Raw genomic sequence first — 22,097 nt, forward strand, 5'->3', positions numbered from 1 at the left:
GGTTACTCAGCTACACACTTTTAAAACGGAAAATCATGCACCTTTTAAGTGCAAAGACTTATCGCGCCGCCCTTTCCTGGATCAGTATCCACGGCGAAACCACCACCGCCCACAAGCTCGGGTCACGCTCCACCAGGTCCAATGCCCGCGTCGCAGACACTTCGCACAGGGTGCCCGAGGCCAACCAGGCAGCGACTTTATCGCGGTTGTCTTCGGCCATTCCCTCGGCGGCCTCGATCAAATCCAGGCCCGCATCGACCCACAATAGGGCACCCTTGGCAAAGAACGGTTCAAGCTCCTTCCAGGAGATTTCGGCGGTTTCACCGAGCAGCTTGGCATAGAGGGTGCTAGGTTCTTGCGTCATGGGAATTCACCTGAGAAAAAAATCGGCGCAATCATAGCGTCGTGCCTTTCGTATAAAAAGCCAGGTAGAAAAACCCAGTTGCAAATGAGTCATCGACTGAAAGTGTCAGGAAAGCCAAGGATTGCCCGGAACTCTGGCATCACCCCGCCGCAATTCTGTCTTTTTCTTTCATTTAAGCGACACGCCCGGGTTTTGCCCCCAGTAGCCAGCTTTTCAAGCGATGAACCGGCGCTCTACACTGTACCGGTACAGTTGCCAGGGCACTGCCGGGGGGATATCCGAGATATCTGATCCGGTTCTGCAGCTCACAAGGCCGCTAGAACTATAAAAAATACAACAGTAAGAGTGGAGCACTATGAATAAGGCTACTAAGCAGATTTCCAAACTGTTTGCCGCTATGGTCCTGGCTGGGGTTGCCGGCCATTCGTTCGCAGCTGACACCATCAAGATCGGCATCGCCGGTCCGAAAACCGGCCCAGTAACGCAATACGGCGACATGCAATTCATGGGTGCCAAGCAGGCCATCGCCGACATCAACGCCAAGGGCGGCGTCGACGGCAAAATGCTCGAAGCCAAGGAATACGACGACGCTTGCGATCCTAAACAAGCCGTGGCCGTGGCCAACAAAGTGGTCAACGATGGCGTCAAGTTCGTGGTCGGTCACCTCTGCTCCAGCTCCACTCAGCCAGCGTCCGATATTTATGAAGACGAAGGCGTGATCATGATTACCCCGGCAGCCACCAGCCCGGAAATCACCGCCCGTGGCTACAAGCTGATCTTCCGCACCATCGGCCTGGACAGCGCCCAAGGCCCAGCGGCTGGCAACTACATCGCCGACCACGTGAAGCCGAAAATCGTTGCCGTCCTGCACGACAAGCAGCAATACGGTGAAGGCATCGCCACCGCCGTCAAGCAGACCCTCGAGAAGAAAGGCGTGAAGGTTGCCGTCTTCGAAGGCCTGAACGCCGGCGACAAAGACTTCTCCTCGATCATCCAGAAGCTCAAGCAAGCCAACGTCGACTTCGTCTACTACGGCGGCTACCACCCGGAGCTGGGCCTGATCCTGCGCCAGTCCAAGGAAAAAGGCCTGAACGCCAAGTTCATGGGGCCAGAGGGCGTCGGCAACGATTCCATCTCGCAAATCGCCCAGGGCGCTTCCGAAGGCCTGCTGGTGACCTTGCCTAAATCCTTCGATACCGACCCGGCCAACAAAGCCATCGTTGACGAGTTCGCCAAGAACAAGCAGGACCCAACCGGTCCGTTCGTGTTCCCGGCCTACTCGGCCATTGAAGTCATCGCCGGCGGTATTACCGCTGCCAAGAGCGAAGACACCGCCAAAGTGGCTGCCGCCATCCACGCGGGCACCTTCAAGACCCCTACCGGCGAGCTGAGCTTCGACGCCAAGGGCGACCTGAAGGACTTCAAGTTCGTGGTCTACGAATGGCACTTCGGCAAACCAAAAACCGAAGTTTCCCCTCAGTAAGCCAGGCGTTACTGGTCCAACAAGCCCACTGTGAGAGCAGTGGGTTTTGTTTTACGAGGTTTATGGGCCTGTCACCCGCGATCCGGGCGCTGGCTCACCTGAAAATCTTAAAACCGTCACCAGCGGTTCGCTGGCAAACGCTTTGTGCAAATGTGCTCACAGAACACAGCATGGGGCCGGAACATGACTCCACCAGTGAAATGCGTATCGGGTTTTTAGGAGCGCTGTAATGCCTGAGATCTATCATTTTTTCCAACAGCTGGTTAATGGCCTGACCATTGGCAGCACCTATGCCTTGATAGCCATTGGCTACACAATGGTTTACGGCATCATTGGAATGATTAACTTCGCCCATGGCGAGGTGTACATGATTGGTTCCTACGTGGCCTTCATCGCCCTTGCCGGGCTGGCCATGATGGGTATCCACTCCCTGCCGCTGTTGATGACCGCTGCGTTCCTTGCGTCGATCATCGTAACCAGTGCCTATGGCTACAGTATCGAGCGCGTTGCCTACCGTCCCTTGCGTGGCAGCAACCGTTTGATCCCGCTGATTTCCGCCATCGGCATGTCGATTTTCCTGCAGAACACCGTATTGCTGTCCCAGGACTCCAAGGATAAATCCATCCCCAACCTGATCCCGGGGAGCTTCTCCTTCGGTCCGGGTGGTGCGGAAGAAGTCCTGATTTCCTACATGCAGATCCTGGTCTTCATCGTCACCCTGGTGGCCATGCTGGGCCTGACCCTGTTCATCTCACGTTCCCGTCTGGGGCGCGCCTGCCGGGCCTGCGCCGAAGACATCAAGATGGCCAACCTGTTGGGCATCAACACCAACAACATCATCGCCCTGACCTTCGTGATCGGTGCCGCGCTGGCAGCCGTCGCGGCGGTACTGCTGAGCATGCAGTACGGCGTGATCAACCCCAACGCCGGTTTCCTGGTAGGCCTCAAGGCCTTTACCGCAGCAGTATTGGGCGGCATCGGCAGTATTCCGGGCGCGATGCTCGGCGGCCTGGTGCTGGGGGTGGCCGAGGCGTTTGGTGCCGATATTTTCGGCGACCAATACAAGGACGTCGTCGCGTTCGGCCTGTTGGTTCTGGTGCTGTTGTTCCGCCCGACCGGCATCCTGGGCCGTCCGGAGGTTGAGAAAGTATGAGCAGATATCTTAAATCGGCGTTTTTCAGCGCCTTGCTGGTGTGGGCGGTGGCCTTCCCGGTACTCGGCCTCAAGCTGAGCATTGTCGGCATCAACCTTGAAGTGCATGGCACCGGCCCCGTGACCCTGACCATCATCGCCCTGTGTTCGGTGCTGATGTTCCTGCGCGTGCTGTTCACCCAGCAGGTCGGCGCTCTGTTCAAGAGCAACCGTGGCCCGTTGGTCTCGCCCAAGGTCAGCCAATTCCTGACCCTGCCACGCACCCAGCGCTACATCATCATCGGGCTGATCGTGGCCGCGTTGATCTGGCCGTTCTTCGGCTCGCGCGGTGCGGTCGACATTGCTACCCTGATCCTGATCTACGTGTTGCTGGGCCTTGGCCTGAACATCGTGGTGGGCCTCGCCGGCCTGCTCGACCTGGGTTATGTGGGCTTCTACGCCGTGGGTGCCTACACCTACGCGCTGCTGTCGCACTACCTGGGCTGGAGCTTCTGGATCTGCCTGCCGCTGGCCGGCATGGCGGCAGCTACGTTTGGCTTCCTGCTGGGCTTCCCGGTACTGCGCCTGCGCGGTGACTACCTGGCCATCGTGACCTTGGGCTTCGGGGAAATCATCCGTCTGTTCCTGCGTAACCTGACCGACATCACCGGTGGCCCCAACGGCATCAGCAGCATCCCCAAGCCGACCTTCTTCGGTCTGTCGTTCGACCGCACCGCTGCCGAAGGCATGCAGACCTTCCACGAGTACTTCGGGATCGACTACAACCCGGTGAGCAAAGTGGTGTTCCTGTACCTGGTGGCACTGTTGCTGGCGCTGGCGGCACTGTTCGTGATCAACCGCTTGCTGCGCATGCCCATCGGCCGTGCCTGGGAAGCGTTGCGCGAAGATGAAATCGCCTGCCGTGCCCTGGGCCTGAACCCGACCATCATCAAGCTCTCGGCTTTCACCCTGGGTGCCGCGTTCGCCGGTTTTGCCGGCAGCTTCTTCGCCGCTCGCCAAGGCCTGGTGACCCCGGAGTCGTTCACGTTTATCGAGTCGGCGATCATCCTCGCCATCGTGGTATTGGGTGGCATGGGCTCGCAACTGGGCGTGATCCTGGCGGCGATCGTGATGATCCTGCTGCCGGAAATGATGCGTGAGTTCAGCGAATACCGCATGTTGATGTTCGGCGCCATGATGGTGCTGATGATGATCTGGCGACCTCAAGGCCTGCTGCCCATGCAACGTCCACACATGGAGCTGCGCAAATGAGCCGCGAGATCCTGAAAGTCGAAAACTTGAGCATGCGCTTCGGCGGCTTGCTGGCGGTCAACGGCGTCGCCCTGACCGTGAAAGAGAAACAGGTGGTGGCATTGATCGGCCCCAACGGCGCCGGCAAGACCACGGTGTTCAACTGCCTCACCGGTTTCTACAAGCCGAGTGGCGGCAGCATCCTGCTGGACGGCCAACCGATCCAGGGCCTGGCCGGTCACGAGATCGCCCGCAAGGGCGTGGTGCGAACCTTCCAGAACGTGCGGCTGTTCAAGGACATGACGGCGGTCGAGAACCTGTTGATCGCCCAGCACCGTCACCTGAACACCAACTTCTTTGCAGGCCTGTTCAAGACCCCGGCGTTCCGCAAGAGCGAGCGCGAGGCCATGGAATATGCGGAGTACTGGCTGGACAAGGTCAATCTCACCGAGTTCGCCAACCGCCCCGCCGGCACCCTGGCCTATGGTCAGCAACGTCGCCTGGAAATCGCCCGCTGCATGATGACCCGCCCGCGGATCCTGATGCTCGACGAACCGGCCGCCGGCCTGAACCCCAAGGAAACCGAAGACCTCAAGGCGCTGATCGGCGTGTTGCGTGAGGAAAACAACGCCACGGTGCTGTTGATCGAACACGACATGAAACTGGTCATGAGCATTTCCGACCATATCGTGGTAATCAACCAGGGCACGCCGCTGGCGGACGGGACGCCGGAGCAGATCCGCGACAATCCTGAAGTGATCAAAGCCTATCTGGGGGAAGCGTAAAATGCTGCAATTCGAAAACGTTTCCACTTTCTACGGCAAGATCCAGGCCTTGCACAGCGTCAACGTGGAAGTGCGCCAGGGTGAGATCGTCACGCTGATCGGCGCCAATGGCGCCGGCAAGTCGACCTTGCTGATGACCTTGTGCGGCTCGCCGCAGGCCCACAGCGGCAGCATCCGCTACATGGGTGAAGAGTTGGTGGGCCAGCAGTCTTCGCACATCATGCGCAAGAGCATTGCCGTGGTGCCGGAGGGCCGTCGGGTGTTCTCGCGCCTGACGGTGGAGGAGAACCTGGCCATGGGCGGGTTCTTCACCGACAAGGGCGACTACCAGGAGCAGATGGACAAGGTGCTGCACCTGTTCCCTCGTCTCAAGGAGCGCTTCAGCCAGCGCGGCGGCACCATGTCCGGCGGCGAGCAGCAAATGCTCGCCATCGGCCGGGCGCTGATGAGCAAGCCCAAGCTGTTGCTGTTGGACGAACCCTCCCTGGGCCTGGCACCGATCATCATCCAGCAGATCTTCGACATCATCGAACAGCTGCGCAAGGACGGTGTGACGGTGTTCCTCGTGGAGCAGAACGCCAACCAGGCGCTGAAAATCGCCGACCGTGCCTACGTGCTGGAGAACGGCCGGGTGGTGATGCAAGGCACTGGCGAGCAGTTGCTGACCGATCCGAAGGTACGTGAGGCGTACCTGGGCGGCTAAGAGACGGTTGCTGAACAAACCGGATCTAATGTGGGAGGGGCGGTGCGACGATTCGACTTGCCCCCGATGGCGGTCTATCAGTCACATGCTCTGTGCCTGACACCCCGCCATCGGGAGCAAGCGCCCTCCCACATTTTTTTGCATTGTTTGAAATTATCTCGTCTGACCTTGTAACGAACATCGTCCTCCCGCCTCTAGTGGTGCAAGCAGGCATTCAAGCCCGCTCCTCAACCTACTGCTGGAGATCCACCATGACGACCAAACTGTCCGCCGCTTCCCTCGTCCTCGCCCTGGGTTCGGCCTTGAGCCTGTCCGCCCTGACCACCACCGCCCACGCAGCAGACGACATGCAGAAATGCTTCGGCGTCGCGGAGGCCGGCAAGAACGATTGCGCCGCAGGTGCAGGCACGTCCTGCGCCGGCACCTCGAAAACCAAGGACCAGGCCAACGCCTGGAAACTGGTCCCGGCCGGCACCTGCACCCAAACTCCAAGCTCCACCTCGCCGACCGGTTTCGGCCAGGAAGCTGCCTTTACCGCCAAATCCTGAAACCTCGATAGCCTGAGTACGGATGATGACGCTTTCACTCCTGCCCACAGTCTCACCGGTTCAGGTGCCCGGCCTTCCCTCTCGGGCCGGGTTGGGGCTGAAGCACGAGCACTTCAATGAAGTGCTCGATACTTCCCCCGATGTCGGTTTTTTTGAAGTACACGCCGAAAACTACATGGTGGCCGGCGGACCGTTTCATCACTACCTGGGGTTGATCCGCGAACAGTACCCCCTGTCGTTGCACGGGGTGGGCCTGTCCATCGGTGGCGAAGGCCCGCTCAACCGTGAGCACTTGGGGCGCTTGGCCGCCCTGATCGAACGCTACCAGCCCCACGCCTTTTCCGAACACCTGGCCTGGTCCAGCCACGGCCCGGTGTTTCTCAATGACCTGCTCCCCCTGGCTTATGACACCGCCACCTTGAATCGGGTATGCGAACACGTCGATCAGGTGCAGAGCACCCTCAAGCGGCCGATGCTGCTGGAGAACCCATCGACCTACCTGCAGTTCCAGCGCTCCACCTTGGACGAGACCGACTTCATCAGCGAGATCATCCGCCGCACCGGCTGCGGCCTGCTGCTGGACGTGAACAACGTCTACGTGTCATGCATCAACCACCAGCGCGACCCACAGACCTACATCAACGCCCTACCGTTGCACGCCGTGGGAGAGATTCATCTGGCCGGTTTCGCCGAAGACACAGACAGCCTGGGTGACCGCCTGCTGATCGATGATCACGGTGCGCCCATCGATAACGCGGTGTGGCAGTTGTACAAACAGGTGCTCGCGCGCATCGGCGCGGTGGCAACGCTGATCGAACGAGACAACCAAGTGCCAGCCTTCAGCATGCTGCTGGCCGAAGCCGAGCACGCCGAACGGCATCTGTCGCAGGTACGCCCATGAGCCTTCAAGACGCGTTTGCCAGCGCCCTGCTGGCGCCCGATCAAACCTGTCCCGACGGGTTGTTCAGCAGCAACGGTGCCGATCCGGCCAGCCGTTTTGCGGTGTACCGCAATAATGTGCACAACGCATTGATCAATGCGTTGGCGACGGCGTACCCGGTGACGCTGCAATTGGTGGGCGACGATTTTTTTCGCGCCATGGCTCGGCTATATGTACAAGCCTGTCCACCCACCAGCCCAATGATCAGCGAATACGGCAGCGGTTTTGCCCGCTTCATCCAGGGTTTCGACCCGGCGGCCAGGGTGCCTTACCTTGCTGATGTCGCCCGCCTTGAGCGGCTGCGAGTGCGCGCCTATCACGCTGCGGATACGCCGCCGCTGGAGCAGCATGCCCTGATCCATACGCTGAGCGGCCAAACGGACCTGGGCCAGTTGCGCCTGCAACTGCATCCATCCCTCGCCACGTTGAATTCCGCCTATGCCGTGGTGGCGATCTGGGCGGCGCACCGGATAGAGGGCGGCATGGCCACGCTGAATCCCTGGCACGCCCAAGGCGCGCTGGTGCTGCGCCGAGGCCTGGAGGTCAAGGTGTTCGCCATCGACAGCGGCTCGGTAACGTTCATCAATAGCTTGAACCACGGCAAGGCTTTGGAATTGGCCGTGGCAGATGCGCTGCAAGCCTCGGACGAATTCGACCTGCACCAATGTCTTTCGTTGCTGATCAACCACCACGCCATCACTCATCTGCTCCCAGCACAAAAGGTATCGTCATGAATACGCCCCCTTCCTGCCTGATCAAACGGGCCATCACGCTTTTCGAGCACATCCCCTACAGCCTGATCGCCTTTATTGCGCGCTTCTCCATTGCCGCAGTGTTCTGGAAGTCCGGGCAGACCAAGGTCGAAGGTTTTGCCATCGACCTGCTCAACGGCACTTTCCAGCTTGGCGAACCCAAGCTTGCGGCCTCGACATTGCCGCTGTTTCGCAGCGAATACCACGTGCCATTGCTGTCGCCGGAGGTGGCTGCGTACATGGCGGCGTTTGCCGAACACTTTTTCCCGCTATTGATTCTGATAGGGCTCGCCACGCGTTTCTCGGCCCTGGCGTTGATCGGCATGACCCTGGTCATTCAACTCTTTGTCTACCCGGACGCTTACCCTACCCACGGCACCTGGATTGCCTTGCTGCTGCTGTTGGTTGCCAAGGGGCCGGGCTGCCTGTCGGTTGATCAACTGATTGCTCGCCGCTACCACTAAAGCCGATCCAGCGCCTCACCGCTGCGCTTGAACCAATCCACCAGATAGTCGGCCAGCACCTGGGTGCGACGCGGCAGCCCACCGTGATAGGGATGGACCAGGTACATCGGCATGCTCCGCGTCTGATAATCGCGCAGGAGCCAGCGCAATCGGCCGTCAGCCAGTTCTGCCGGAAGTACGTAGGACGGCAGGCGAGCGATACCAGCCCCCACCAAGGCGGCCTTTTTCAACAAGTTGTAATGGTTGGAGGCAAACGTACCACTGACCCGCACCCGCATTAATTCGTGCTGCTGGTGGTACAGCCACTCTTCACGGCCGCTGTAGTGGCTGTTAAGCAGGCAACGGTGTGCGGCCAGGTCCGCCGGGGTCTGGGGTTCGCCGTATTGCGCGAGGTAGGCCGGGCTGGCACAGGTCATCTCGTGCCAGGCCAGCAACGGTTTGGCCACCAACCGCTCATTTTCAATCGCCCCTGAGCGCACCCCCAGGTCAAAACCATCCCGCGCCAAATCACGGTAGCTGTTGTTCAGCTCCAACTCGATCTGCACCTGCGGGTATTGCTTGGAAAACTCCAGCAACAAGCCGTCGAAGAACGTTTCTCCCAACGACACCGGAACCGTCATACGTACCGGCCCGGCCAGATCATCCTTGAGCCGAGCCAATGCCTGGCGGGCGCGATCGACCTGCACCACCAACGCCTGAGCCTGGGGCAATAACGCCGCGCCGGCAGCAGTGAGGCTGAGCTTGCGCGTGGTGCGGTGCAGCAGCACCACCGAATATTGCGCTTCCAACAGGCTGATGCGCTTGGACAACTGCCCCTTGCTACACCCCAGTTGCTCGGCCGCTACGGTAAAGCTGCCGGCTTCAATCAGAACGGCAAACGCTGCCAGGTCATCCATTTCGCTCATGGATTGTTTCCATTTGAAAACCAAAGGTTGCCTATTAGCACGTTTATCCACTGAAAAAGCCACTCTAGACTGACCTCTCACTTCCCCCTCGGAGAACTACCACCATGAAAATTCTATTGATTGGCGCCAGCGGTACCATCGGCTCGGCAGTGAAGGCAGAACTGGCCCAGCGTCACGACGTGATCAGCATCGGCCGCAGCAGTGGCGACTTCCAGGTGGACATCAGCGACAGCGCCTCGATTCGCAAGCTGTTCAAACAGACCGGCAAGTTCGACGCTTTGGTCTGCGCGGCGGGCAACGTAAACTTCGTGGCGTTGGGTGACATGAGCGAAAGCGATTTTGAGCTGGGCTTGCGTGACAAGCTGATGGGCCAGGTCAACCTGCTGTTGATCGGCAGCGAGTACGCCAATGATGGCGCCTCATTCACCTTCACCAGCGGCATCCTCAACCGCGACCCGATCCGTACCGGAGCGTCGGCTGCCCTGGTCAATGGCGCGTTGGATGCGTTCGTAAAAGCCGCTGCGATCGAATTGCCACGCGGTTTGCGCATTAACTCCGTAAGTCCTACCGTCTTGCAGGAAGCCATGGACAGCTACGCACCGTATTTCCGTGGCTACAAGCCGGCCGCCGGTGCCGATGTAGCATTGGCCTACGCGAAAAGTGTCGAAGGCTTGCAGACAGGCCAGACCTTTATCGTGGGTTAAGCGTTTTTTGCGGCGCGGGTGAATCAGCGCCGCGAACCGCTACTGCATCAGCGACGGCATCATTTCCAGGAGCATCTCCCTGGGAATAGCGATTCTAAACTTCCCCGTGTCCAGTACACTTCTGACCCTGGATGTGCTTACTGCTCGTCCATTGAGATAGAGCGTCAGCGACTTGTCTATAGCCCGCGCGCTCAACGCTTCAGTACGGGCTTTGGCTTCTGGGCTGAGGACTACGTGCATTTCGATGTAACTGGGATTGGCGTTATGCTCATTTTTTAGCCACAGCTGCATGTCTACAAAGTCCGTCTGCGAATTGTAGTAAAGCTGCACGGGTTCTTCTGCCCAAGCGGTGGATAACACTAGCAATAAAAATGCGCACAGGGCTGTTCGAACGGGCATGGTTCAAGCTCCAGATGTAAAGCAAGAGCGTTGCACATAATTTCGCACCTGGCTGTAGGACAAGCCCGCGCTTTTTCTTACGGCACCGGTTCGTATTACTGACTTGTGATGCGTCGCCAGCCTGCGTAACGTGGCGGCACTTGTCTGGAGACCCCTTATGCGTGCCGCCCGTACCCTCGCTCTGTTTGCCCTGCTTCCTTTGTTTGCCGCTTGCCAGGTATTCGAAAACGAGCCGACCAAGCCGTCTACCGCCGGGCTTACCCGCATGCAGGGTGAACTCACGGCGGTAGGTGGCAAGCTGCTGTTCCAGCCGTGCGACGATAAACGCAACTATGTCGTCAACGACACCAGCGGCACCAGCATCCTGCAGGAAGCGGCCTCCCTGGCCGGTCAGCAAGGTGCATTGTTTGCCGACTTGCGTGGCAAGTTCTCGGGCGTCGCCAGCGGCACCCAGGGCAGCGTCGACCTGCAACAGCTCTACCGTGTGGAGCGCTCGACTTCTGCCTGTACCGACCCGGACTTCAAGCGTATGACCCTGCGGGCCAACGGCCACAAGCCGGCCTGGGCAATGAACGTCACCGCCAAGGGCATGGTGCTTGAGCGTGAAGGTCAGCCGCCACTGGCGGTGCCTTATGTCGAAGAGCAAATCGGCGACGGCCGCTTCAACCTGATGACCGAAGCCAACAACCAGCACATCGAACTGTGGGTAGCGCCGCAACGCTGCATCGACAGCGTCAGCGGCAGCCTGCAACACATGACCGCGGAATTGCGCGTCAACGGCCAGGTACAGCGCGGTTGCGCGGCGTTTGGTGGTTCCCGGGACGACTGATTCAGCGATGTGCTGTTTTAACCTGACGGAAAACCGCCATTGAGGCTTATAATCGCCGGTTTGCAAAACAGCCGGCCTCTTTGTCCGCCGCCTACCGGATCCCGTCATGTTACGAATCACCGAACTCAAGCTGCCCATCGACCATCCCGAAGAAGACCTGCGGCCTGCCATCGTGCAGCGCCTGGGCATCGCCAGTGATGACCTGCTCGATTTCACTTTGTTCAAACGCAGCTACGACGCCCGCAAGAAGTCGTCGGAACTGTGCTTCATCTACACCGTCGACCTGGATGTGAAAGGCGAAGCCGCCCTGCTGCTCAAGTTCGCCGATGACCGCAACGTCAACCCGGCACCGGACGTCAGCTACAAGGTGGTCGGCCAGGCCCCGGAAGGCTTGGTCGAGCGGCCTGTCGTCGTCGGTTTTGGCCCGTGCGGTATCTTCGCCGGACTGCTGCTGGCACAGATGGGCTTCAAGCCGATCATCCTCGAACGTGGCAAGGAAGTGCGCCAGCGCACCAAAGACACCTGGGGCCTGTGGCGCAAAAGCGTGCTCAACCCCGAGTCCAACGTGCAGTTCGGTGAGGGCGGCGCCGGGACCTTCTCCGATGGCAAGCTCTACAGCCAGATCAAGGACCCGAAATTCCACGGCCGCAAAGTCCTGCACGAGTTCGTCAAGGCCGGCGCGCCGGAAGAAATCCTCTACGTCAGCAAGCCGCACATCGGCACCTTCCGCCTGACCGGTGTGGTGGAAAACATGCGCGAGCAGATCATCGCCCTGGGCGGTGAAGTGCGTTTCGAGCAGCGGGTGACCGACGTGCTGATCGAAGACGGCCAGTTGAATGGCGTCGTCATCGACGGTGGAGAACAGATCCTCTCCAAGCACGTAATCCTGGCCCTCGGCCACAGCGCCCGCGACACCTTCCGCATGCTCCACGGCCGTGGCGTGTACATGGAAGCCAAGCCGTTCTCGGTGGGTTTCCGAATCGAACACCCGCAATCGCTGATCGACGCCGCGCGCCTGGGCAAATATGCCGGGCACCCAAAGCTGGGCGCCGCCGACTACAAGCTGGTGCACCACGCCAAGAATGGCCGTTCGGTCTACAGCTTCTGCATGTGCCCGGGCGGCACCGTGGTGGCCGCGACCTCAGAGCCGAACCGTGTGGTGACCAACGGCATGAGCCAGTACTCGCGTAACGAGCGCAATGCCAACTCCGGCATCGTGGTCGGCATCACGCCGGAAGTGGATTACCCTGGCGGCCCGCTGGCGGGTATCGAGCTGCAGGAGCGCCTGGAGTCCCACGCCTACATCCTCGGCGGCAGCAACTATGAGGCCCCGGCACAGTTGGTCGGCGACTTTATCGCCGGTAAGCCGTCCACTGCGATCGGCAGTGTGGAACCGTCCTACAAGCCAGGGGTGGCCCTGGGTGACCTGGCCCTGGCCTTGCCGGACTTCGCCATCGAAGCGATCCGCGAAGCACTGCCGGCGTTCGAGAAGCAGATCAAGGGCTACTCGCTGCACGATGCCGTGTTGACCGGTATCGAGACGCGCACCTCGTCGCCGCTGCGGATTACCCGCGACGAATCGATGCAGAGCTTGAACGTGAAAGGCCTGTTCCCGGCCGGTGAAGGCGCTGGCTATGCGGGCGGGATTCTGTCGGCCGGGGTTGATGGGATTCGGATTGCCGAGGCGTTGGCGCGGGATATGCTCGGCATCAAAGCCTGAGAACAGCGCAAATTAAATGTGGGAGGGGGCTTGCTCCGGTAGCGGTGAATCAGTCGCAGGATAAGTTGACTGAAACACAGCTATCGGGGGCAAGCCCCCTCCCACATTGGTTTTGCGTTGTATCAGATATTCGCGCGCAGGATGTTGGCTGGTAATGGCTCGCCCTGCTCCACACTGGCCGCAACGGCCGAGATCAAACCTGCCAGCGAATAACCCTGCCCCGCCAACCACGCCTGATCGTAATAGGTGGTGGCATACCGCTCCCCCCCATCACACAAAATCGCCACGATCGAACCTGACTCCCCCGCCGCCTTCATCTGCTGCGCCGCCACCAATGCGCCAATCAGGTTGGTCCCGCTGGAACCGCCGACACGCCGCCCCAAGCGCTCAGCCAGGTAATGCATGGCTGCCAGCGACAGCGCATCCGGCACCTTGACCATCGCATCGATCACCTTGGGCAGAAACGACGCCTCGACCCGAGGCCGGCCAATGCCTTCGATACGTGAACCGCAGTCCAGGCGCAGGCTGGCGTCGCCACTCTGGTAGAAATCGAAGAATACCGAGCGCTCGGCATCGGCACACAACACGCGAGTGCAGTGCTGGCGATAACGCACATAACGACCGAGCGTGGCGGTAGTGCCACCGGTGCCGGGGCTGGAAATCAACCAGCTCGGCTCCGGGTGCCGCTCAAAACGCATCTGCTGGAAGATCGATTCGGCGATGTTGTTGTTCGCCCGCCAGTCGGTGGCACGCTCGGCATAGGTGAACTGATCCATGAAATGACCACCGCTTTCCTGCGCCAAGCGTTCGGACTCGGCGTAGATCTGCGTCGGATCCTGTACCAAATGACTCTTGCCGCCGTAGAAGGCAATCTGCGCGATCTTTTCCTGGGAGGTGGTGGCGGGCATTACCGCGATAAACGGCAGGCCAAGCAGGCGAGCGAAGTAGGCTTCGGAGATCGCCGTAGACCCGCTGGACGCCTCTATCACTGGCGCGCCGGGCTTGAGCCAGCCATTGCACAGCGCATACAGGAACAGCGAGCGGGCCAACCGGTGTTTCAGGCTGCCGGTGGGGTGGCTCGACTCGTCCTTGAAGTACAACTCGATGCCCGGCAAACCTGGCAGCGGCAAGGGGATCAGGTGCGTGTCGGCGCTGCGCTGGAAGTCCGCTTCAATGATGCGAATGGCTTCACGGGCCCAGGGGCGTTGGTCGCTCATAATGGGGTTCTCTAAGAATTTCGATGTCAATATTAGGATCTTTCCTACACTCGACACAGATACAGTAGCGACTCAATTGGACACACAATCTCCACGCCCTGGCGCAACACTAAACCCGCCCGCTTCTTATAACAAATAAGAATATAACTTTTGTTTTAACAACTAACGGTACGGGTTAGGGTACCCACCTATTGAATCCGGATTGGAGAGCATCCCTTGGCTCTGCGTAGCACTTTCACCCGTTTCTTCCAGCTGGAAGCCGCCAGCGGCCTGTTGTTGATCGCCGCGGCAGCCCTGGCACTGATCATCAACAACTCACCGTTGTCGCACCTGTACGGCGCGTTTCTCGACGTGCCGGTGGTGGCCCAGATTGGCGCGCTGCAAATCGCCAAGCCCGCGCTGTTGTGGATCAACGATGGCCTGATGGCCCTGTTCTTCCTGTTGATCGGCCTGGAGGTCAAGCGCGAGCTGCTTGACGGCCACCTGTCCAAGCCTTCGCAAGTGGTCCTGCCTGGCGCAGCTGCCATCGGCGGTATGGTGGTGCCGGCGCTGATCTACTGGGCCATCAACAAGGACTACCCCGCCGCACTCTCCGGCTGGGCAATCCCGATGGCCACCGACATCGCCTTCGCACTGGGTGTCCTGGCACTGCTGGGCAAGCGGGTGCCGGTGTCGCTGAAGCTGTTCCTGATGACCCTGGCTATCATCGACGACCTTGGCGCGATCATCGTTATCGCCGTGTTCTATTCCGCCGACCTGTCCGGTGCGGCCTTGGCCGGCGCGGGCGCCTGCTTGATTGCCTTGATTGCAATGAACCGCCTGGGCGTGATCAAGCTTGGGCCCTACCTGATCATCGGCCTGATCCTGTGGGTGTGCGTACTCAAGAGCGGCGTGCACGCCACCCTGGCGGGCGTGACGCTGGCGTTCTGCATCCCGATGCGCACCAAGAACGCCGAGCCCTCGCCGCTGCTCACGCTGGAGCACGCCCTGCATCCGTGGGTGGCCTACGGCATCCTGCCGCTGTTCGCCTTTGCCAACGCCGGGGTGTCACTTACCGGGGTCAGCCTGGAAAGCTTCACCCACCACGTGCCGATGGGCATTGCCGCCGGCCTGCTGATCGGCAAGACCATCGGCGTGTTCGGCCTCACCTGGCTGGCCATCAAGACCGGCCTCGCAGCACTGCCCAGTGGCGCCAATTGGGGCCAGGTCTTCGGCGTGGCAATCCTGTGCGGCATCGGCTTCACCATGAGCTTGTTCGTAGGCTCCCTGGCGTTTGTGCCGGGTGCCAGTGAGTTTGCCGGGGAGGATCGAATGGGGATTCTGACCGGGTCGATACTCGCAGCGTGTATTGGGTATGTGGTGACGGCGATGGCGAGTCGCAAAAAAGCCTGAGCAGACTGAAATGCAGCCCATAAAAAACCCCAACCGGTCACCCGGTTGGGGTTTTTTATTTGCCTGCAGCTACCGATCAGCGAGTAACGCGGCTGGTGCCATCAACGGTCATGATGCGTACGCGATCACCGATGCGGAAGATTTCATTTTCCTGCACGGCTTGTACGTAGGCACGCATGCTGCCGTCGTCTTCGCGAACGGTGATTTCCACGCCTTGGGTGCGGGTCAGGCCTTCTTCGGTGGCCGAGCCCAGCAGGCCGCCGGCAACGGCGCCGATCACGGCAGTCACGATACTGCCACGGCCACCGCCGATGGCGCTGCCGCCAACACCACCGATGACCGCGCCAGCAGCGCCGCCGATTGGGGTCTTGGTGCCTTCGATTTTTACCGGACGCAGGGATTCAATGGTGCCCATGCGAACGGTCTGTACACGACGCGCTTCGTCACGGGAGTACGAGTCGCCGGTCAGACTCGAGGCGCAGCCACCCAGCAGCAACGACAGCGTGGTAAAGCAGGCAACCAGTAAAACGGACTTACGCATAGCATCAACTCCAAAGGACAGGTATTCATTAGACGCTGCAGCTTGACGCCTGTCACGACAAGCCCGGCAGGAAATTGCTTTCATTCAGCCTCAGTACAGACTGTCCGTACCAAAAATACCGACCAACGGTAGCTCTCTCATCGTAACCAGGAACTTCATGGACTATTTCATCATTGTAGTCATTACCGCCGCCGGCCTGTACTTCCACGGCTGGCTGTACCTGCGTATCCGGCGTTGGATAGACCGCGACCTGGCATTGTCCCTGGCGGGCGAAGACCTGCGCAAACGTGCCTTCATGCTGCAACAACTGGAGCAGGCGCGGGTGTCGAAGATCAAGCGAAGCGACTTGCCGCAGTGGCTGAAAAATGCCGCACAGCACTACACAGCCGAAGCCTCTTCAGCAGAGACTTCGGTGTGATCGACATCATTCCAGTGAGGTGACGAAAGGTGCCGCTCAGGGCGCCAGGCGCTCGCGGGCCCATTCGGTCCCTTGCAGGCGGTAGTTCAGGCGGTCATGCAGGCGGCTGGAGCGGCCTTGCCAGAACTCGATACGCTCGGGGAGTAAACGGTAGCCACCCCAATGCTCGGGGCAATCGGGCTGGGTGTCGCTGAAACGCTGTTCGGTGGCCTTGAGCAGGTCCTGCAGCTCCTCACGGTCACGAATGACCTGGCTCTGCGGGGACGCCCACGCGCCTAAACGGCTACCCAGGGGGCGGACCTGGTAATAAGCGTCCGACTCCTCAGGTGTAACCTTGACCACCCGTCCTTCAATGCGCACCTGGCGCTCCAGGGTCGGCCAGAAGAACGTCATGGCCGCAAACGGCCGCGCCGCGAGCTGTTCACCCTTGGCGCTCTGATAGTTGGTAAAGAAGGTAAAGCCCTGCGCATCCAAGCCCTTGAGCAGCAGGATGCGGCAGTGCGGGCGACCGTCCTGGTCGACCGTAGCCAGGGTCATGGCATTGGCTTCCACCGGTGGCTGCTCGGTTTTCACCGCATCGGCAAACCACTGGTGGAACAACGCAAACGGCTCATTCGGGGCCTGGGCCTCGCTCAAACCGTCCCGAGTGTAGTCACGGCGCATATCGGCCAGTGCCTGGGTCATGCGGCTTTATCCTTCTGGTTCAGCGGATCAGTTTTTCGCCTGGTCGTTCGCAGCCGGTGCAGCAGCCTTGGCTTTGGCTGGGGCCGGTTTCTTGGCAGCTGGCTTGGCCGGGGCTTTTTTAGCCGCTGGCTTGGCAGCAGCTTTTTTGGCGGCGGGTGCCTTTTTAGCCGGTGCTTTGGCGGCCGGGGCTGGAACGTCCTGCACCGCAACCATTTCGGCTACAGGCGGGGTCTTGCCCGATTGATACTTGCTCAACAGTGCCAGCATGGTCGTGCGCTGGGTGAACATGATTTCCATACGACGGTTCAAGGCACGGCCCTGGGTACTGTCGTTGGCGGCACGCGGCATCAGGTCACCCATGCCACGCAGCATCAGGCGGTCCTGTTTCAGGCCGCTGAGGCTGAAGATCGAGGCAATGGACTGCGCGCGCTCCTTGGTCAGGGCCTGGCTGGCAGGCGCGGTACCAGTGGCATCCACATGACCCAGCACCAACACGGCGGTTTTTGGATCGGCTTCAACCGCCTTGGCAACGCGAGTGAACGGCCCCAAAGTAACCGGCAGCAGCATCGCCGGGCGTTTTGGGTTGTAGGAGCCGTCTACCGGAGCAATCACGACGAGCACGTTGTCGCGACGTTCCAGTTGCAGGTTGCTGTCCTTGATAGCGGCGCGCAGGCGCGGCTCATAGTCGTCCAACCAGGCCTGGGTGATTTTCGGGTCAGGCATCGGCACATTGGTCACGTCGACCTTGGCCAATGGCTTGGGTTTGCTTTCGAACGGCCACCACCAGTGGGTCTCGGTGTCGGTCTTGGCGACGATAGGGGCAGGCTCCGCGGCCTTGAGGTCGGCTTTCAGGTCAGCCTTGGCATCAGCGGCCTTCTCGTCGGCGCTCTTGGAGGAGAACGGCCACCAGCTCGAACCGGTATCAGCCTTGGCGGCTGGCGCTGGCGCGGCGGCAACAGGCGCAGCAGCAGCGGCTACAGGTGCGGCAGGCTTGGCGCCGGCAGCAGGCTTGGCATCGGTTTGGGTCACGGCGTCCTTGGTAGTGGCCTTATCCGATCCAAATGACCACCAATGCCCACCCTCGGCATCATTTTGTGGAGTTTGTGCGCAACCGGTAATAGTGAGGCAAAGCGCCAGAGCCAAGGACTTGTTCGATAACATGAGATATCCACAAAATGAGAAAAGAAACGGGGGTCTCGATGACCCGTTAAACAGACGCTTACAGAACATTAAAGTTACATCATTTCGTTCAGCGTCTTCTTATAGTTGCCTTTGTAACAAAAAAATGTGAAACAGCAAGGGGTTTACAGACAACCGGCCAATATTCCGACCAACTTCTGCGCACGCGGGTCCATAAGTACATAAGGCCCCAATGTATTAGTCACGAAACCAAACGCTACATCATGCTCAGGGTCGGCAAACCCCACCGAGCCGCCGGCGCCGGGATGCCCGAAAGCGCGCGCGCCAAGGCCAAACGTAGCATTGGGCAACTGCGGTTGATCCAACATGCAGCCCAGGCCGAAGCGGGTTTGTGTCAATAATGTTTTATCCGGCCCGATACTGTGTTCACGGGTCAATTCTTCGAGCATGTCGGCTTCCAGCAAACTACCGTCCAACAAACCACTATAAAAACCGGCCAGGCTGCGTGCATTACCGTGACCATTTGCCGCTGGCTGCTGCATGCGTCGCCATTCAGGTTTATTAGTACTGGTGAGAATAGACGGCGGATTGGCAAATGCCCGCGTCGTCATGGCGGTGGGCTCACGCATCATTACTTGCAGTAAACGTTGCGCGGCTTCATCGCCCATATTGCCTTTGCTGCGCGCTATATGTGCAACACGATAAAACTCTTCATCGGCCAGGCCCACATGGAAGTCCAGCCCCAGCGGCCGTGCCACCCGCGCCACAATGGACTCACCCGGCCCACGCCCATCGGCGCGGCGCAGCAATTCGCCGACCAGCCAGCCGTAGGTGATCGCCTCGTAGCCATGACCCTGGCCCGGTGTCCACCACGGGGCTTCGGCTGCCAGGGTGTCGACCATCAATTGCCAGTCATACAGGGCTTCGGTGGGCAGCATCTCGCGGATTGCCGGCAACCCGGCCTGATGGCAGAGCAACTGGCGCAGCGTAATGTTTTCCTTGCCGGCAGCAGCGAACTCGGGCCAGTACCTGGCCACTGGCACGTCCAATTGCAACTTGCCCTCGGCCACCAGTTGCAGGGCCGTGACAGCGGTGAAGGTCTTGGTGCAGGAAAACAGGTTGACGATGGTGTCGCTGTGCCAGGCCTCGGTACCATCCTTGTCGGCGGTACCGGCCCACAGGTCGACCACGGTTTCGCCGCCGATCTGGATGCAGAGCCCGGCACCACGCTCCTGCGGGTCATCGAACAACGCGGCAAACGCTTCACGCACCGCTTCGAACTGGAGCTCGTAATGACCCTGAACCTGCACCTAAGCCCCCTCGGAAAACACCGTAAAAAGTGGCCGACATTGTTCCAGCCATTATGGGATTTGTGAACCCGTCAACGATGAATCAATGACCATTTCCTGAGTGCCCACCGGCGTGTCCGGCGCCCTGCCCCGGGCCTTTGCCATCATGCCCAGGCTTGCTGCCTTCGCTTTCACGAACGGTGCTGGCGGCCTTGGCCTTTTCTGCTTCCTTGCCCAGTTGATCCACCGCCGCCAGGTTGCTTCTACGCACACTGTCAACAAAACCCTGGAACGGTACGTCGGTGATGCCCACCAGGCCGAAGTGGCCGTTTTCACCGTCCAGCAAACGGCCGGTCACCGGCTGGTCCAGGTACTGAAACCAATGCACGCCGACAATTGACGGCTCGGCCATGGCTTGCTTGAGGAAGTTGGCATACGCCGCGCCACGCTCTTCTTCCCTGGCCACCTGGGTCACGCCGCCCCAGAACGGGCCACGGTCCGCAGAGCCGAAGTTGAATTCAGTGATCAACACCGGTTTGTCCAGTGCGTGAAGCGCGGCAAAGTCATAGCCGTCCTGGGGTTTGAGCGTGTACATGTTGAAGCTCAGCACATCGCAATACTGCGCGCATGACGCTACGGCTTCCGGCGTACTCACCGCATAGCGCCCGCCCAGCAGTAGTTGGTTGGGTGCGTGCCATTTCAGCGAGTCGGAGATGGTCTTGAAGTAGGCATCGGCAAAGGTCTTCTGGAAGTACTTGAAGTCAGCTTCGATTTCCGGGTGTTCAGGGTTGGGCATAGGCGGTTCGAAACCTGGATCTTCCATCAACTCCCAACCCGCCAACTCGATGCCCCAGGCTTTCGACAGGCCTTGCTCGTTGCGGTATTTGTCACGCAATTGCTTGAGGAACGCGCGCTTGGCCGGTACGTCGGTGGTCATGCGCAAGGTGCCGTAGGCCAGGGCGTAGCGAGATTTCGGGTCATCGCCGGGGCCGGCCCAGGCCAGTTCGTTATCGGCAAAGAAGCCGATCAGCCAGGGGTCGTCGCGGTGGTCGCGGGCGGCAATGGCCACCGCGCGCTCGGTCGCCATGGCGAAACGCGGATCGAACGGATCGGGCATGCCGCCCCACCAGTCGGTGCCAGTGCTGATGCTGGCGTAGTCGCCAACGATCGACAACGGCAAGGTGTACGGCACACGGTCGGCAGTGGCCAACGCGCCGGCGCTCCAGTTGCCGACGGTATTGAAGCCCCAGGCTTGCAGGCGATCTAGGGTATGGGTAACCCAGCGTTTCTGGTCAAACCCTTCGCCGCCATAAGTGCGCTGCAAGTTGGCGCCGTAAAAATCGTACCAACGTCCGGCACCAAAGCTACGACCTTCACCCGCACCATTGCCGGTGCGGTTATCGCCGCTGCCGTAGTACTTGTCGAAGGGCTCTCCGGCCTTTGGCAGCGCCGCAAACATCCACTCACGACCCGCCACGTAGGTCTGGCTGTTGTCCGGGGCCACGGTATTGACGCCCAAGGAATAGAACGGATGGCCTTCAGGGGTGACCAGGTACCAGCGACCGTCGCGCTTTTCGGTGCGGAAAAAGCCACTGGCCTTGAACGCCGGCCCTTTGTTCCAGCCACCGAATTTATCCAATGCGGATTTATCACGCGCGGCCAGCCAGCCCTGCAATTGGGTTTGCTCCTTTGCCGCGGCCGCCTTGAGTTGTTCGTCGCTGCTGACCTTTTCCGGCCAGCGCGCGCGGGTGGACTGGCCATAAGCATCCACCAGTTCGCTGTAGGCCGCCTTCAGCACCGGCTCGCTGTCCTGCACGCCAAAGCGTTCCAGCAGGATGCTTTGCGCGGCGTTGGGCTTGATCATCGACAGGGTCACCGAGACCACCTGGCTGCGGTCGATTTCGCCGATGCTGCTGGCCAGCAACACACGCTGGCCATCCACGGTGATCGGCATCGGCGGGCCGGCCTTCATGCCCTGGCTCAACGGCGAGTTGGCTTGCAGCGGGACCAGCAAGGTCTGGGCCGGCCCGGCCGGCAGGTCGATGCGGCTGACCAGGGTCTTGCCATCGCTGCTCTGCACCTTGACGTAGAGGGTCAGCGCCCAGTCCATGGCGCTCTGGATACGCAGGCTCATGGCACCGGACTGCGACCAGTCCCAGGTACCGGCCTGTGGGCTGAGCACCAGGCTCGGCTCGGCGGCCGGATTGAAGGTGATGCGGCGCAACACCTCGCCTTCAGGGGTTTGTTCGGCATTGTATTGCGGCAGGCTGGCGTCCTGGGTCGCCACCTTGACCACATCGGCAGGCCGGACGAAGTTGAACAATGTCTGTTGCCCCGCGGGCGCGGCCATCAAGGGCGCAGTGAACAGCAGGGCAAAAAGGGCGGGCAGCGTGCGAATCATACGAACAAGGTTCTCCCAAACGGCCGGTGAATGGCCT

23 protein-coding genes are annotated in these 22,097 nt (G+C 60.2%); 14 read left to right on the forward strand and 9 right to left on the reverse strand.

Annotation, left to right across the window (positions count from 1 at the left end):
* Window positions 1–58: 58 nt before the first annotated feature.
* On the reverse strand, window positions 59–364 hold the full coding sequence (locus AB1462_RS00240; RefSeq protein ID WP_090408369.1) for a DUF2288 domain-containing protein: 306 nt from the start codon (window positions 362–364) through the stop codon (window positions 59–61).
* 355 nt (window positions 365–719) lie between these two features.
* Here AB1462_RS00240 and AB1462_RS00245 point away from each other — a divergent pair, with 355 nt between their 5' ends.
* The 9 genes from AB1462_RS00245 (at window position 720) to AB1462_RS00285 (ending at window position 8,421) form a co-directional block, all read left to right on the forward strand.
* Window positions 720–1,847, forward strand: a complete 1,128-nt coding sequence (locus tag AB1462_RS00245; protein ID WP_090408372.1) for a branched-chain amino acid ABC transporter substrate-binding protein — start codon at window positions 720–722, stop codon at window positions 1,845–1,847.
* A 229-nt stretch (window positions 1,848–2,076) separates the two neighbouring features.
* Window positions 2,077–3,000, forward strand: coding sequence for a high-affinity branched-chain amino acid ABC transporter permease LivH (livH, locus tag AB1462_RS00250; protein WP_090408374.1), 924 nt, complete (start codon window positions 2,077–2,079; stop codon window positions 2,998–3,000).
* Window positions 2,997–4,250: a high-affinity branched-chain amino acid ABC transporter permease LivM gene (locus tag AB1462_RS00255; RefSeq protein WP_012722653.1), complete on the forward strand. Its 1,254-nt coding sequence runs from the start codon at window positions 2,997–2,999 to the stop codon at window positions 4,248–4,250. Before livH ends, AB1462_RS00255 begins: the two co-directional genes overlap by 4 nt.
* Window positions 4,247–5,014: a high-affinity branched-chain amino acid ABC transporter ATP-binding protein LivG gene (gene livG, locus AB1462_RS00260; protein ID WP_012722652.1), complete on the forward strand. Its 768-nt coding sequence runs from the start codon at window positions 4,247–4,249 to the stop codon at window positions 5,012–5,014. The genes AB1462_RS00255 and livG overlap by 4 nt, the downstream gene beginning before the upstream one ends.
* Before the next feature lies 1 nt (window position 5,015).
* A complete protein-coding gene (locus AB1462_RS00265) occupies window positions 5,016–5,717 on the forward strand; it encodes an ABC transporter ATP-binding protein (protein ID WP_017844798.1) in 702 nt (233 codons plus the stop codon).
* Window positions 5,718–5,968: 251 nt separating this feature from the next.
* Complete coding sequence (locus AB1462_RS00270) at window positions 5,969–6,265, forward strand: DUF2282 domain-containing protein (protein WP_090408380.1); 297 nt, start codon at window positions 5,969–5,971, stop codon at window positions 6,263–6,265.
* 22 nt (window positions 6,266–6,287) lie between these two features.
* A complete protein-coding gene (locus AB1462_RS00275) occupies window positions 6,288–7,166 on the forward strand; it encodes a DUF692 domain-containing protein (RefSeq protein ID WP_367245943.1) in 879 nt (292 codons plus the stop codon).
* A complete protein-coding gene (locus AB1462_RS00280) occupies window positions 7,163–7,939 on the forward strand; it encodes a DUF2063 domain-containing protein (protein ID WP_259192726.1) in 777 nt (258 codons plus the stop codon). Before AB1462_RS00275 ends, AB1462_RS00280 begins: the two co-directional genes overlap by 4 nt.
* Window positions 7,936–8,421: a DoxX family protein gene (locus tag AB1462_RS00285; RefSeq protein WP_090408389.1), complete on the forward strand. Its 486-nt coding sequence runs from the start codon at window positions 7,936–7,938 to the stop codon at window positions 8,419–8,421. The genes AB1462_RS00280 and AB1462_RS00285 overlap by 4 nt, the downstream gene beginning before the upstream one ends.
* On the opposite strand, the gene AB1462_RS00290 is transcribed toward AB1462_RS00285, so the two are convergent.
* Window positions 8,418–9,326, reverse strand: a complete 909-nt coding sequence (locus tag AB1462_RS00290; RefSeq protein WP_090408392.1) for a LysR family transcriptional regulator — start codon at window positions 9,324–9,326, stop codon at window positions 8,418–8,420. The two genes, AB1462_RS00285 and AB1462_RS00290, sit on opposite strands and share 4 nt — an antisense overlap.
* Window positions 9,327–9,430: 104 nt before the next feature.
* Here AB1462_RS00290 and AB1462_RS00295 point away from each other — a divergent pair, with 104 nt between their 5' ends.
* Window positions 9,431–10,030, forward strand: a complete 600-nt coding sequence (locus AB1462_RS00295; RefSeq protein WP_090408395.1) for a short chain dehydrogenase — start codon at window positions 9,431–9,433, stop codon at window positions 10,028–10,030.
* 39 nt (window positions 10,031–10,069) lie between these two features.
* Here the strand turns inward: AB1462_RS00295 and AB1462_RS00300 are convergent, their stop codons facing one another.
* Window positions 10,070–10,429, reverse strand: coding sequence for a hypothetical protein (locus AB1462_RS00300; RefSeq protein WP_367245945.1), 360 nt, complete (start codon window positions 10,427–10,429; stop codon window positions 10,070–10,072).
* Between the two features lie 157 nt (window positions 10,430–10,586).
* Between AB1462_RS00300 and AB1462_RS00305 the strand changes: the two genes are divergently transcribed.
* Window positions 10,587–11,258, forward strand: a complete 672-nt coding sequence (locus AB1462_RS00305) for a COG3650 family protein (protein WP_090408400.1) — start codon at window positions 10,587–10,589, stop codon at window positions 11,256–11,258.
* A gap of 106 nt (window positions 11,259–11,364) precedes the next feature.
* Window positions 11,365–12,978, forward strand: a complete 1,614-nt coding sequence (locus tag AB1462_RS00310) for an NAD(P)/FAD-dependent oxidoreductase (RefSeq protein ID WP_090408403.1) — start codon at window positions 11,365–11,367, stop codon at window positions 12,976–12,978.
* A 122-nt stretch (window positions 12,979–13,100) separates the two neighbouring features.
* Here AB1462_RS00310 and AB1462_RS00315 read toward each other — a convergent pair whose 3' ends face one another.
* Window positions 13,101–14,195, reverse strand: coding sequence for a PLP-dependent cysteine synthase family protein (locus AB1462_RS00315; protein ID WP_367245947.1), 1,095 nt, complete (start codon window positions 14,193–14,195; stop codon window positions 13,101–13,103).
* 216 nt (window positions 14,196–14,411) lie between these two features.
* Here AB1462_RS00315 and nhaA point away from each other — a divergent pair, with 216 nt between their 5' ends.
* Window positions 14,412–15,587: a Na+/H+ antiporter NhaA gene (nhaA, locus tag AB1462_RS00320; protein ID WP_090408411.1), complete on the forward strand. Its 1,176-nt coding sequence runs from the start codon at window positions 14,412–14,414 to the stop codon at window positions 15,585–15,587.
* 76 nt (window positions 15,588–15,663) lie between these two features.
* Here the strand turns inward: nhaA and AB1462_RS00325 are convergent, their stop codons facing one another.
* A complete protein-coding gene (locus AB1462_RS00325) occupies window positions 15,664–16,128 on the reverse strand; it encodes a glycine zipper 2TM domain-containing protein (protein ID WP_003189251.1) in 465 nt (154 codons plus the stop codon).
* A 157-nt stretch (window positions 16,129–16,285) separates the two neighbouring features.
* On the opposite strand from AB1462_RS00325, the gene AB1462_RS00330 reads away from it, so the two are divergent.
* Window positions 16,286–16,546, forward strand: coding sequence for a hypothetical protein (locus AB1462_RS00330; protein ID WP_090408413.1), 261 nt, complete (start codon window positions 16,286–16,288; stop codon window positions 16,544–16,546).
* 36 nt (window positions 16,547–16,582) lie between these two features.
* Here the strand turns inward: AB1462_RS00330 and pdxH are convergent, their stop codons facing one another.
* The 4 genes from pdxH to AB1462_RS00350 all read right to left on the reverse strand — a co-directional run bounded on the left by pdxH (window position 16,583) and on the right by AB1462_RS00350 (window position 22,060).
* The gene (pdxH, locus tag AB1462_RS00335) at window positions 16,583–17,230 is read right to left on the reverse strand and encodes a pyridoxamine 5'-phosphate oxidase (RefSeq protein WP_090408416.1); all 648 of its coding nucleotides are present in this window, start codon (window positions 17,228–17,230) and stop codon (window positions 16,583–16,585) included.
* A gap of 27 nt (window positions 17,231–17,257) precedes the next feature.
* Window positions 17,258–18,391, reverse strand: coding sequence for an OmpA family protein (locus AB1462_RS00340; RefSeq protein ID WP_367245948.1), 1,134 nt, complete (start codon window positions 18,389–18,391; stop codon window positions 17,258–17,260).
* 143 nt (window positions 18,392–18,534) lie between these two features.
* Window positions 18,535–19,680 (reverse strand): serine hydrolase domain-containing protein, encoded by a 1,146-nt coding sequence (locus tag AB1462_RS00345; protein ID WP_367245949.1) that lies wholly within the window; start codon window positions 19,678–19,680, stop codon window positions 18,535–18,537.
* 82 nt (window positions 19,681–19,762) lie between these two features.
* The gene (locus tag AB1462_RS00350; protein WP_259192733.1) at window positions 19,763–22,060 is read right to left on the reverse strand and encodes a beta-galactosidase; all 2,298 of its coding nucleotides are present in this window, start codon (window positions 22,058–22,060) and stop codon (window positions 19,763–19,765) included.
* Window positions 22,061–22,097 lie beyond the last annotated feature (37 nt).

It is taken from the genome of Pseudomonas sp. SB113, assembly GCF_040754745.1.
Taxonomy (GTDB): Bacteria; Pseudomonadota; Gammaproteobacteria; order Pseudomonadales; family Pseudomonadaceae; genus Aquipseudomonas; species Aquipseudomonas grimontii.